An 11,807-nucleotide genomic window follows, 5' to 3' on the forward strand; every position below is an offset into this window, starting at 1 on the left:
GGACAAGACGGGTCGCGTCGCCATCCCCCTGGAAGATCCGCCCATCCCCCCGCTGCAACCCTGAGGGTCCGCCGATGCCCGTGCTTGCCTCCCTGATCCTGATGCAGACCGCGGCCACCCCGCTGCCCGCCGCCGATCCTCCGAAAAGCTGGTCGATCCTGAACGCAGACCCCTGCCCCCGTACCGAGGGCGCCGACATTCTCGTCTGCGCCCGCCGCGCCGCCGACGACCGCCTGCCCCTCCCCGACGAACGCCCGCCCGTCGGTCCGCTCGCCTCCAACCCGTATCTCACCGGTGAGGGTGCGCTGGGCGCCGCAGCCGCCCCCTGCGTCGCACGGCTGGAGGGATGCCAGGTCGGCTTCAACATCTTCGGCCCCGGCGTCGCCGCCGCCCGCCTGCTCGCCAAGCTCATCGATCCCACAGACGACTGCTGCGCTCCTGGCGAAGAAGGCGATCCCATCGCCCTCGTCCGCGACGTCGTCGCCGAGGTGAAGCGACCCCGCGCCTCCAAAGCCGAAAAGGCCAGGCGCGTCCCCATCCCGCTGGATTGATCGACGCCAAAGAACGGCGGAAAGGCGCGTTATTCCATGCAACGGCCCGGCTTTTAGAATATCCGGTTTGCGCGCCACTCCCCTCCCCGCTAGGCTCAGGCCAAAGGAGAGGGTGCAAAGCCATGGCGCTGGATGCCGAGACGTTCGACGCGCTGATCGCGCAGCTACGCCGCTTCGTCGCCGAACGTCTCCGCCCGCTGGAGGCGCAGGTGGAGGCGGACGATGCCGTGCCCGCGCCCATCGTCGAGGAGATGAAGGCGATGGGCCTGTTCGGCCTGTCGATCGCGCCCGATCATGGCGGCCTCGGCCTCACCATGGCGGAGGAAGCGCGCGTAGCGATCGAGATGGGGCGCACCACGCCGGCCTTCCGCTCCGCCTTCGGCACCAATGTCGGCATCGGCAGCCAGGGCCTCGTCATCGCCGGCTCGCCCGATCAACAGGCGACATGGCTGCCCCGCATCGCCAGCGGCGAGATCATCACCAGCTTCGCGCTCACCGAACCGGACATCGGCTCCGACTCCGGCGCGGTAAAGGCCAGGGCGGTGCGCGACGGCGACGTGTACCGCCTGTCGGGCACCAAGCGCTACATCACCAATGCCGACCGCGCCGACCTGTTCACCGTCATGGCGCGCACCGGTGACGATCCCGGCGGGCGCGGCGTCTCCGCCTTTCTCGTCCCCCGCGGCCTGCCCGGCATCACCATCGGCACGCCCGAAAAGAAGATGGGTCAGCGCGGCGCCAGGGTCGCCGACGTCACCTTTGACGACACCCCCGTCCCCGTCGCCAACCGGCTGGGTGCGGAGGGTGAGGGCTTTCGCATCGCGATGCGCGTCCTCGATCGCGGGCGCCTCCACATCGCCGCGGTCTGCGTCGGCGTGGCGGAACGCCTGATCGCCGATTGCGTCGCCTATGCCAGCGACCGGCGCCAGTTCGGCCAGCCCATCGCCCAGCACCAGCTCGTTCAGGCAATGCTGGCGGATTCCAAGACCGAGGCGCTGGCCGCGCGCGCACTCGTCCTCGACACTGCCGCCGCCAAGGATCGCGGTGAGGATGTCGTGCTCGAATCCGCCGCCGCCAAATACTACGCCTCCGAAATGGTCGGCCGCGTCGCCGACCGCGCGGTGCAGATCTTCGGCGGCGCCGGTTACATCGCCGACTATGGCATCGAACGGCTGTACCGCGATGTCCGCCTGTTCCGCATCTATGAGGGCACCAGCCAGATCCAGCAGCTCATCATCGCCCGCGAAACGCTCAAGCGCGGCGGCTGACCGTCAAAGGACAAGCATCATGGACACCACCACCCTGTTCCGCCTCGACGGCCGCGTCGCGCTGGTCACCGGCGGCTCGCGCGGCATCGGCCGGATGATCGCCGCCGGCTTCGCCGCGCAAGGGGCACGCGTCTATATCGCCTCACGCAAGGCGGAGGCGTGCGAGGAAGCCGCCGCCGGGATCGGTGGCGATACCCACCCCCTGCCCGCCGACATTTCCACGGTCGACGGCTGCCGCGCCCTCGCCGCCGAGATCGCGGCGCGCGAGGGCCGGCTGGATATCCTCGTCAACAATGCCGGCGCCGCCTGGGGCATGCCGTTCGAGGAATTTCCGGAAGCCGGGTGGGACAAGGTGATGACGCTCAACGTCAAATCCCCCTTCTTTCTCACCCAGGCGCTGCATCCGCTGCTCGAGGCGGCGGGCGCGTCCGGGCCGCTTGCCAAGGTCATCAACATCACTTCGGTCGATGGCCAGCGGCTCAACGGCTGGGAAACCTACAGCTACCAGGCATCGAAGGCGGCGCTGATCCACCTCACCCGCCGCATGGCCGCCCGCCTGATCCGCGACCGCATCGTCGTATCCTCTCTCGCCCCCGGCGCCTTCCCCAGCGACATGAACAAGGCCGCCCGCGATCATGGCGACAGCGTCGCGCACGCAATCCCCGCGGGCCGCATCGGCACCCCCGAAGACATGGCCGGTGCCGCCATCTACCTCGCGTCACGCGCCGGGGATTATGTGGTCGGCGAAACCCTGACCGTCGACGGCGGCCTGGTCAACGCCGCGCTCTCGACACGCATCGACGCCTGACCCAAGATGATACCGAGACTACCCCAACCACCCATTTGTCTCGAGCAGCCGTCCAGTAGCGGCAAAGCCGCGTAACGAGAGACAGGTTGTTGAAAGGGGATGTCTCGATACGCATCCGGCCACGTCAGGAACCCCGCTTATGCTCCGCCATCTCGCCATACTCGCCGCCGCCACCCTGACCGGCGCAGCGCCCGTCCCCGCGCAGCCGGACAGCTACACTCCCACTCCCGAAAACGCCGCCGCGCGCCACTGGTTCGCCGATGCGCGCTTCGGCGTCTTCCTCCACTGGGGTCTCTACAGCCAGTTGGCCGGCGGCGGCGACAAGGACATCGCCGAATGGATCATGGAAAACAAGAAGATCAGTGCTGCCCATTACGAACGGCTCGCGCAGTTCTTCAATCCCATCCACTTCGATGCCGACGCCTGGGTGCGCACCGTCAAGGACTCCGGCGCCCGCTACATCGTCATCACCGCCAAGCATCATGACGGCTTCGCGATGTTCGCCAGCACCACCAGCCCCTACAACGTCACCACCACGCCGTTCCGCCGCGATCCCATCGCCGAACTGGCCGCCGCCTGCCGTCGCGGCGGCATCAAGCTGTTCTTCTACTACTCACAGCTCGACTGGCACCATCCGGACTATTTCCCGCGCGGCCGCACCGGCAATCATACCGGGCGGCCGCAGGCGGGCGATTGGGAGCGCTATCTGCGCTATCAGGACGCGCAGCTTACCGAGCTGCTTACCCGCTACGGCCCGATCGGCGGCATCTGGTTCGATGGCTGGTGGGACCAGCAGAAGACGCCGATGCGCGACCGCTGGCAGTTGCAGCGCACCTATGCGCTGATCCACCGCCTGCAACCGGGCGCGCTGATCGTGAACAACCATCACATCGCCCCCTTCCCCGGCGAAGACTATCAGGCGTTCGAGCGCGACCTGCCCGGTGAGAATACCAACGGCTATAACGGCTCCGTGGTCAGCACGCTGCCGCTCGAAATGGCCGAGACGATGAACGGAAGCTGGGGCTTCAACATGGTGGACGATGGGTTCAAGTCCCCCGCCACCCTGATCGCGACGCTGGCGGGTGCGGCAGGCCGCGGCACCAATCTGCTGCTCAACACCGGCCCGATGCCCGACGGCCGCCTGCAACCCGAAAATGTCGACACGCTGAAGGCGATCGGCGGCTGGCTGCGCATCAACGGCCCCAGCATCTACGGCACTCGCGCCGGCCCGGTCACGCCCCAGCCCTGGGGTGTGACGACGCAAAGCGGCAACCGCATCTTCGTCCATCTGCTGCGCGATCCCGGCGCAACGCTGACCCTCCCGGTAAGGAACGTCCGCGCCGCCCGCCTGCTCGACGGCGGCACCCCCGTGCGCTTCCGCCGGGCGGCCACCGGCATCGAGCTACAAGGCCTCGCTCGCCCCGCCACAGCCGTGGATCAGGTCATCGCCCTCGACGTTGCCGGATAGGCCGCCCGCGTGATCATTTGGCGGGCGCCATCTTCGTGATCCGGGCGCCCGCCACCTGCCACATCGTCTTGTCCGACGCGACGACGATCAGTGGCAGTCCCAGGCTGTACGACGCAAAGACATGGAGTTCGGACGGCGTCGGCTCCAACAGGTAATTCACCGTCAACGCCACCGGCTTGGCGCCCTTGTGCATCTCCGCCAGCGGTACGGACAGGCAACTGACGCTGTACGGCCGCTTGGCCAGCACCGCGCCATCCGGCCCCACCACGACCCGGAAATGGCCCCCGATCGGATAATGCTGCGCATCCTGTTGCGGGGTCAGCAGATAGACCGCGGTCGGTCCGTCCTTGCCCAGCGGCAGCACCACCGTGTTGAACGGCGCGGACGCACACGGCTTGTACCCGCGCTCCACCGCCGCCTTGGCTGCCACGTCCCGCGCCCGCGCCAGCGTCGCCTGTGCCGGCGTCAGCGGTGTCGGTGCAGCCAGCATGGTGCTTTCCGTCACCTTGCCACCCCGCACGTCCGCCACGAAGAACGCCCACGCCGCGTCGCCCGTGCCCCGATAATAGGTCATGCGCAGCACCTCATCCGCACCGGGCTCCACCACATACCCGCCGACGCCCGCCAACTGCTCCTTCGACACCTTCGACACCAGCGCATCGCTACTGACCCACGCCGCACGGTCCAGCGTATGAAGCATCCGCCCCAGCCGCCCGACCTGCTCCACCCGCTGCTCGCTGCTGATCGGCGCGGGCGCCGCCTGCGGCATCGCCAACAGCATCAGCACCGCGTCCAGTATCCCCATCGACACTCTCCCCCAAAGTGGCCACCACGCTCGCTCATGCCCGCCGCCACGGCAAGCCCCAAAGAAAGCGCTGTCCTACACACCCCCGCCTGGCATAGCCTCGGGCCATGGCAGCCTGCGTCCCCGTCCCGAACCGAGCCCCGATCGCGATTGCAAAAAAGGTAAGTGGACACGGAATGGGGGATGTAGTGTCCACTTCCAGCCTGATCTGCTGGAACGACCACCCATGACCCCGCCCGACTCGCGCTCCACCGCTGAACTCACACTGCGCGGCATCGCGCTCGGCGGCGTCATCACGCTGCTGTTCACCGCCGCGAACGTGTATCTCGGTCTCAAGGTCGGCCTGACCTTCGCCACCTCGATCCCCGCCGCGGTGATCTCCATGGCGATCCTGCGCTACCTGCCCGGCGCGACGATCCTGGAAAACAACATCGTCCAGACGGTCGCCTCCGCCGCGGGCACGCTGGCCGCGATCATCTTCGTGCTGCCCGGCCTCGTCATGATCGGCTGGTGGAATGGCTTCCCCTTCCTGCTTACCGCCGGCATCACCATGACCGGCGGCATATTGGGCGTGATGTTCTCGGTGCCCTTGCGCCGCGCGCTGGTGGTCGACACCACGCTCCCTTATCCCGAGGGCCGCGCCGCCGCCGAGGTGCTGAAGATCGGCGCCGGCAGTCGCGAGGGAGAGGCGGAAAGCGCGCGCGGCCTGCGCATCATCCTTGTCAACGCGCTCGTCTCCGCCGGTTTCGCCATCCTCACCCAGACGCGGCTCGCCGTGGCGGAGGCCGCCTTGTGGTTCCGCGCCGGCCCTGGTGCCACCGGCATCGCCGGCGGCCTGTCCTTCGCCCTGATCGGCGCGGGCCATTTGGTCGGCCTGTCGGTCGGCCTCGCCATGTTCGCCGGTGTCGTCATCGGCTGGTGGATCGCGCTGCCGATCCTGACCGCCATGGCGCCCTCCACCGGCAGCGTCGCCGAATGGGCCGGCGGCGTGTTCAGCCGTGACGTCCGCTTCCTGGGCGCGGGCGTGATCGGCGTCGCCGCGATCTGGACGCTCCTGAAGATCATCGGCCCCGTCCTGCGCGGCATTCGCGCCTCGATCGCCGCATCGCAGGCCAGGCGTGGCGGCACCATCCTGGACGTGTCCGAACGCGACCTGCCGATCGGGCTGGTCGCCCTCGTCTCCCTCGGCATGCTCGTGCCGATCGCGGCCTTGTTGTGGAGCGTCATCGCCGCCGGCCCCCTGGGCGATGCTGCAATCCCGCTGATCGCGGGCGCGCTGTTGTTCGTGCTGGTCATCGGCCTCGTGATCGCGGCGGTGTGCGGCTACATGGCCGGACTGATCGGCGCATCGAACAGCCCGGTCTCGGGCATCGGCATCCTGTCCGTCCTCGCCGCCGCCCTGCTGCTCGTCGGGCTGTTCGGCCGCGGCACCCCGCCGGAGACGACCCAGGCGCTCGTCGCCTATGCGCTGATCGTCACCGGCATCGTCTTCGGCGTCGCCACCATCTCCAACGACAATCTCCAGGATCTGAAGACCGGCCAGCTGGTCGGCGCCACCCCCTGGAAGCAGCAGGTCGCGCTCGTCATCGGCGTGGTCTTCGGCAGTATCGTCGTGCCCCCTGTCCTCGAACTCCTGAACGGCACGCTGGGCTTTGCCGGTGCGCCCGGCGCTGGCCCCAATGCGCTCCCCGCACCGCAGGCTGCGCTGATCTCCGCGCTCGCCAAGGGCGTGCTGGGCGGTGATCTCAACTGGACGATGATCGGCATCGGTGCCGCGATCGGCGCGGCGGTGATCGCGCTCGACGAAGGGCTGGGCCGTGCCCGCCTGCTCCGCCTGCCGCCGCTCGGCATCGGCCTCGGCATCTATCTGCCGATGTCGGTGACGCTGCCCGTCGTGCTGGGCGCGGTGATCGGCTGGATCTATGACCGCTGGGCGCTGCGCCAGCGCGATCCCGACGCCGCCGTTCGCATGGGCGTGCTGACCGCCACCGGCATGATCGTCGGCGAAAGCCTGTGGGGCGTCGCCTTCGCCGTCATCGTCTACGCGACCAACTCGGACACACCGCTGGCGCTGGTCGGCGACGGCTTTGCCGGCGTGGCGCTGCCCGCCGGCACGCTGGTGTTCCTGGCACTGATCTGGGCGCTCTACCGCTTCACGCGGCGGAGCGTCCGCCTCACATCGCCGCCAGCAGCTCGCTGATCGCCACGAACGCAAAGCCGATCGAGCTGTCCGCGATTCCATAAGGCAGGAACAACGAGTCGCCATGCCGGATCGCGCCGCACGAATAGACCACGTTGGGCACATAGCCCTCCCGGTCCTGATCCTTCGCCGCCAGGATCGGCTCGCGCGTCCGGCCCAGCACCTTGGAGGGATCGTTCTTGTCGAGCAGCGCCGCGCCGATCGAATATTTGCGCATCGCGCCCACGCCGTGGGTCAGCAGCAGCCAGCCCTCGTCGATCTCGATCGGCGGCCCGCAATTGCCGATCTGCACCAGCTCCCACGGGAAGACCGGGGTCAGGATCTTCTCGCCCTCGTCCCAGTGCGTCAGGCTGTCGGACTTCAGCAGGAACAGGTTCTCGCCGTCCTGCCGGCCCATCATCATATACTGCCCGCCGATTTTGCGCGGGAACAGCGCCATGCCCTTGTTGCGCGACGCCGAACCCGACATCGGCACCAGGTCGAACGCGCGGAAGTCCTTGGTCCGCATCAGCTCCGACTGGATCTCGGAGCCGTTATACGCGGTATAGGTGCCGATCCATTCGAACGTGCCGTCCTCATGCTCGAACCGCACGATCCGCATATCCTCCAGCCCCTTGGACTGGGCCTGGGTGATCGGGAAAATGACGGTGCCCGACAGCGTGGAGTCCCGGTGGCGATAGACCGTCACCTGCCCCGTCGGCACCTCGTTCTCGCCGGCCCCGATCGCATCGGTGGCGGTTGCGAAGGGCGGCTCGGGCGCCAGCTTCAACTGGTTCTGGTCGGTGATGATACCTTCGCGAAACGCGACGGACGAGATGTGCCCCTCGCCCACCGCGCGCATCGACATCAGGATGCGCTGCGATCCCGGCGGCATGCCCGACTGGTCGAAATGCGGCACCGCGCTGGGGTTCATCAACGCCGCGGCGGCATAGCTGTATTCGTGGCAGAAATAGGCGCCGATCAATTGCCGCTTCTCGTCACCGATCGCGCTGCCGTCCAGCCCGAGCAGATCCTCGATCTGGTCGTATCGCGTCATGAACACGCGCCGCGTCTGCCAGTGCCGCGCCTCGAAATCCTTCAGCACGATCTCGAGCTGGTTGCGCGCCTCTTCGGCGGACATTTCCAGCACTTCGGCGACCAGTCGCTCGGTGCGGCTGGGCGGCGCACCGATGCCGCCCGCCCAGGCGATGTGAAAGGGCCGCACCACGACCCGGGAAGGATCGGCGTGCAGGCGCAGCCGGTGGTTGAAAAGATCCATCGTGCTATCGTCTCGCCCGTAAACCGCAGCTTCAACACATCGTCACCCTCAGGCGACGACGCGCGACGCTCCTGCCACGTTCGAGGTAGCTTGGGAAAGCCCTGCAATCGCACAATTCGCCAGTTGCAGCGCCAAAATCGACTCCGCCCCCTGATTGCGATTGAGCCCGCCGGGCATCAGCCCGTCGAAACATCCGCCATCGGCCGAGGTGGCAAGCGGCAGGTCCAGATCGTTATGACCCAGGAACCAGCCATAGGCACGCTGCGCCTCGGCGATCCAGCGCGCGTCGCCGGTCGCCTCATAGGCGGCCTCGCACGCCTCCACCGTCGCCTGCGCTTCCAGCGGCTGCTGGTCGAACTGCAACGGCTCGGCATAGGGACGCCCGAAGCTCTCGGTGCCGACCGCACGGAAACGTCCCTCCGGAGAGGTTTGTTTGTCGACGATCCATTCCAGCGTCGAAATGCCGCAATCGATCAGGTCCTGACGCCCCAGCACCTTGCCGGCGCGGATCAGCGCCTGCGGCACGCGCGCATTGTCATAGGCGAGCACGATCTCGAACCACTGCCATTCGGGCCGCCGCGCCTCGGCAAGCAATTCCAGATGCAGGTCCGGCAGGCTTTGCAGGATGGTGCGCGCCAACTGGTGCCCCGGCTTTGCCTCGACCATCGCCGCGGCGCCGAGCAGCGCGAAAGCCTGCGCGCGCAGCGATCCCAGATCGAGCGCCAGCGACGCAGTCGAATCGAACATCGCCCCCGCCCAGTCGCGGTGCTTCTGCAACTGTGCATCGCGTGCCGTGATACCCAGCGCCCAAAGCGTGCGGCCGTTCGAATCCTCCGACCCGACATCCTCGCACCACGTCCGGTCGAACCGCATGAAGTTGCGATAGCGCCGCGCTTCCGGGTTCCAGGCATATTGCAGGAACGACGCATAGATCGTCGTCCACTTGTCGCGCACCACCGGATCGAGATCGGCCATCGCGCTCATGAAGATGAGCGCCCGGGCGTTGTCGTCGATGCAATAGCCGTGACGGCGATCGGGGATCGAGTAGATCGAATGCTGCAACATCCCCGTTGCATCACTCATGCGTTCCACCGCGGCGAAATCCGGCGCCAGGGGTTTCATCACCGGTGCCTGTTGCACCATTCGCCTAGGGCGCGCCGCTACCATAGCCTTGATCTCCGTAAGCGTCGCTTCGGCCAGACGTGGCCAGATCATCGTCCGTCCACGCTCATAGGCGCGCTGCGACAAACGGAGACGATCCCGCTCGACGGAGAACAAACGATCGATTTCCCGTGCAAAGGCTTCATGATCGTTGAAGTCGACCAGCACGCCGTGGCCATCCGCCAAAATCTCGGTGGCGTGGACATAGGGGGTGGAAATCACCGCCTTGCCCATTCCCACGGCGTAGGACAGCGTCCCGCTCGTGATCTGGGCCGGGTTGCTGTACGGCGTCGCATAGATGTCGGCCGCCTGGAGGTAATCCAGCAGCTCCTCATGCTCGACGAAACCGTCGATGAAGGCAACGTTGCTCGCCACGCCGCGGCTTTCCGCCAGCGCCTTCAAACGGTCGCGATACGCCTCGCCTTCATGCGCGATCAGATTGGGATGCGTCGCGCCCAGCACGACGTACAGCAGCTCGGGGTGCCGCTCCGCGACCGCAGGCAGCGCCTCGATCATCGTTTCGATACCCTTGTTCGGCGCGAGCAGGCCAAAGGTCAGCACGACCTTGCGCCCGTCCCACCCGAACGCGCCCTTCATCGTCTCGGCGGCAACCAGCGGTCGGTCGGGCACGCCGTGCGGGATCATCACGATCTGGCGCGGCTCGGCGCCATAGACGCGCTGCAGGATATCGCGACCACGCTCGGCCATCACGATTACCCGCGCTGCGCGCTGCAGCAGTCCCTCCAGCACGCGGCGTTCATCGGCGCTCGGCTTTTCCAGCACGGTATGCAGCGCGACGATCAGCGGCAGGGTGGTGCGATCGAGCAGCGCCAGGATATGCTCGCCTGCCGGGCCGCCATAGATGCCATATTCATGCTGCAGCCAGATCGCCTGGGCGCCACTCGCCTCGATCCTGCGGGCGGTGTCGATATAGCTTATCCGGTCATTCTGCGGGATCGTGCCGGTCACCTCGGGCGGGTAGGCATAGCGGCCCGGATGATCGTCCATGGCATACACATCGACCGCGATCTCCGGGAAACGATCCCGCATCGCCTTGTACACATCGGTCGTGAATGTCGCGAGGCCGCACTGCCGCGGCAGGAAGTTGCCGATCAATGCCAGCCGTTCGATCATCGCGCCATCCGTCGTCGCCATCCTGCCAACCCTCGACATCGCCGGGACAGAAGCCTGCCCGAAACCTTGCGGATTGATGAACAGTCGAAAGCGCCGTTGGTTGCATTTCTGTTGCAATGCAGGATGAGGCGTAGCGCCGTCGCGATCAACCGCGCCCGCGATACCCGGGAACGCCTTGATCCGGCAGCCAAAGATCGGCAGGCGGCGCCGCGGATTGCCAGAACACGTCGATCGGAATGCCGCCGCGCGGATACCAGTACCCCCCGATCCGCAGCCATATCGGCTTCATTTCGTTGAACAATCGTTCACCGATGCCAACCGTGCAATCTTCGTGGAAACCGGCATGGTTGCGAAAGCTGCCCAGGAAAAGCTTCAGCGACTTGGACTCCACGATCGTCTCGCCCGGCACATAATCGATAACCAGATGGGCGAAATCCGGCTGGCCTGTGACGGGGCAAAGCGACGTGAATTCCGGCGCCGCAAAACGGATCAGGTACGTCCTGCCGGGCCGCGGATTGGGTACATAGTCGAGCACCGCCTCGTCCGGGCTGGCGGGAAGCGTGCTGGTCTGTCCAAGATGCATGGGGTTCATGCGCGCCATGTAGGGCCTGTCGCGGCCGACGCCAACGCCCGCTTCCTATCGACGCCGGCGGGCAGGCTCGGTAGGGACATGCGCGCTGGAGGTAATCATGGACGCATTGCTGACACCGCAGGCGCTGGCGGCGCTGTTGGACGCCATGGATGTCCGCCTGCTCGATGCGACCCATCTGCTCGGCGATCCCGGCGGCGAACAATCCCGCCGCCTGTTCGACGACGGGCATATCCCCGGCGCCCGCTTCATGGACCTCGACCATCTGGTCGATCCGGACACCAGCCTGCCGATGATGATGCCCTCGCCGGAGCGGTTCGCCGCTGCGATGGCCGCACTTGGTGTCGGCACCGACGACCGGATCGTGGTGTACGACCAGTCTCCGCTGCACAGCGCCGCACGTGGCTGGTGGATGCTGCGCAGCTTCGGCGCTTCGGACGTCGCGATCCTTGACGGCGGGCTTGCCGCATGGCGTGCCGCCGGCCTGCCGACCGAACAGGGTGCAGCACCCGACGGCGAACGCGGCCATTTGGTGCCGCGCCCGCCCGCCGCGCGCCTGCGCACC

At 67.1% G+C, this 11,807-nt stretch carries 10 protein-coding genes; 6 read left to right on the forward strand and 4 right to left on the reverse strand.

Annotated features, from left to right (window positions below):
* The first annotated feature begins 74 nt into the window (after positions 1-74).
* The 4 genes from Q0U08_RS12135 to Q0U08_RS12150 all read left to right on the forward strand — a co-directional run bounded on the left by Q0U08_RS12135 (position 75) and on the right by Q0U08_RS12150 (position 4,095).
* The gene (locus tag Q0U08_RS12135; protein ID WP_298091667.1) at positions 75-551 is read left to right on the forward strand and encodes a hypothetical protein; all 477 of its coding nucleotides are present in this window, start codon (positions 75-77) and stop codon (positions 549-551) included.
* A gap of 122 nt (positions 552-673) precedes the next feature.
* A complete protein-coding gene (locus tag Q0U08_RS12140) occupies positions 674-1,819 on the forward strand; it encodes an acyl-CoA dehydrogenase family protein (protein WP_298091668.1) in 1,146 nt (381 codons plus the stop codon).
* Positions 1,820-1,838: 19 nt separating this feature from the next.
* Entirely contained in the window at positions 1,839-2,627 is a 789-nt protein-coding gene (locus Q0U08_RS12145) for an SDR family oxidoreductase (RefSeq protein ID WP_298091669.1), read from the forward strand.
* A gap of 139 nt (positions 2,628-2,766) precedes the next feature.
* Positions 2,767-4,095, forward strand: coding sequence for an alpha-L-fucosidase (locus tag Q0U08_RS12150; protein WP_298091670.1), 1,329 nt, complete (start codon positions 2,767-2,769; stop codon positions 4,093-4,095).
* A gap of 13 nt (positions 4,096-4,108) precedes the next feature.
* Here the strand turns inward: Q0U08_RS12150 and Q0U08_RS12155 are convergent, their stop codons facing one another.
* Positions 4,109-4,900 (reverse strand): hypothetical protein, encoded by a 792-nt coding sequence (locus tag Q0U08_RS12155; protein WP_298091671.1) that lies wholly within the window; start codon positions 4,898-4,900, stop codon positions 4,109-4,111.
* 226 nt (positions 4,901-5,126) lie between these two features.
* Between Q0U08_RS12155 and Q0U08_RS12160 the strand changes: the two genes are divergently transcribed.
* A complete protein-coding gene (locus Q0U08_RS12160; protein WP_298091672.1) occupies positions 5,127-7,100 on the forward strand; it encodes an OPT family oligopeptide transporter in 1,974 nt (657 codons plus the stop codon).
* Here the strand turns inward: Q0U08_RS12160 and Q0U08_RS12165 are convergent.
* The 3 genes from Q0U08_RS12165 to queF form a co-directional block, all read right to left on the reverse strand.
* Positions 7,075-8,358 carry a glycoside hydrolase family 130 protein gene (locus Q0U08_RS12165; RefSeq protein WP_298091673.1) on the reverse strand — a complete coding sequence of 428 codons (1,284 nt, stop codon included), beginning with the start codon at positions 8,356-8,358 and terminating at the stop codon, positions 7,075-7,077. The two genes, Q0U08_RS12160 and Q0U08_RS12165, sit on opposite strands and share 26 nt — an antisense overlap.
* Positions 8,359-8,406: 48 nt before the next feature.
* Positions 8,407-10,674: a glycosyltransferase family 4 protein gene (locus Q0U08_RS12170; RefSeq protein WP_298091674.1), complete on the reverse strand. Its 2,268-nt coding sequence runs from the start codon at positions 10,672-10,674 to the stop codon at positions 8,407-8,409.
* A 124-nt stretch (positions 10,675-10,798) separates the two neighbouring features.
* Positions 10,799-11,245 (reverse strand): preQ(1) synthase, encoded by a 447-nt coding sequence (gene queF, locus Q0U08_RS12175; RefSeq protein ID WP_298091675.1) that lies wholly within the window; start codon positions 11,243-11,245, stop codon positions 10,799-10,801.
* A 97-nt stretch (positions 11,246-11,342) separates the two neighbouring features.
* Here queF and Q0U08_RS12180 point away from each other — a divergent pair.
* The coding region (locus Q0U08_RS12180; RefSeq protein ID WP_298091676.1) for a sulfurtransferase at positions 11,343-11,807 on the forward strand (465 nt) is incomplete at its 3' end.

The organism is uncultured Sphingomonas sp. (genome assembly GCF_946477935.1).
Lineage (GTDB): Bacteria > Pseudomonadota > Alphaproteobacteria > Sphingomonadales > Sphingomonadaceae > Sphingomonas.

Bases quoted from the DNA above. Each gene is read 5' to 3' on its own strand.
- Q0U08_RS12145 (WP_298091669.1), top strand. From the start codon at position 1,839: ATGGACACCACCACCCTGTTCCGCCTCGACGGCCGCGTCGCGCTGGTC.
- Q0U08_RS12140 (WP_298091668.1), top strand. From the start codon at position 674: ATGGCGCTGGATGCCGAGACGTTCGACGCGCTGATCGCGCAGCTACGC.
- Q0U08_RS12150 (WP_298091670.1), top strand. From the start codon at position 2,767: ATGCTCCGCCATCTCGCCATACTCGCCGCCGCCACCCTGACCGGCGCA.
- Q0U08_RS12155 (WP_298091671.1), bottom strand. From the start codon at position 4,900: ATGGGGATACTGGACGCGGTGCTGATGCTGTTGGCGATGCCGCAGGCG.
- Q0U08_RS12170 (WP_298091674.1), bottom strand. From the start codon at position 10,674: ATGGCGACGACGGATGGCGCGATGATCGAACGGCTGGCATTGATCGGC.
- queF (WP_298091675.1), bottom strand. From the start codon at position 11,245: ATGAACCCCATGCATCTTGGACAGACCAGCACGCTTCCCGCCAGCCCG.
- Q0U08_RS12160 (WP_298091672.1), top strand. From the start codon at position 5,127: ATGACCCCGCCCGACTCGCGCTCCACCGCTGAACTCACACTGCGCGGC.
- Q0U08_RS12165 (WP_298091673.1), bottom strand. From the start codon at position 8,358: ATGGATCTTTTCAACCACCGGCTGCGCCTGCACGCCGATCCTTCCCGG.
- Q0U08_RS12135 (WP_298091667.1), top strand. From the start codon at position 75: ATGCCCGTGCTTGCCTCCCTGATCCTGATGCAGACCGCGGCCACCCCG.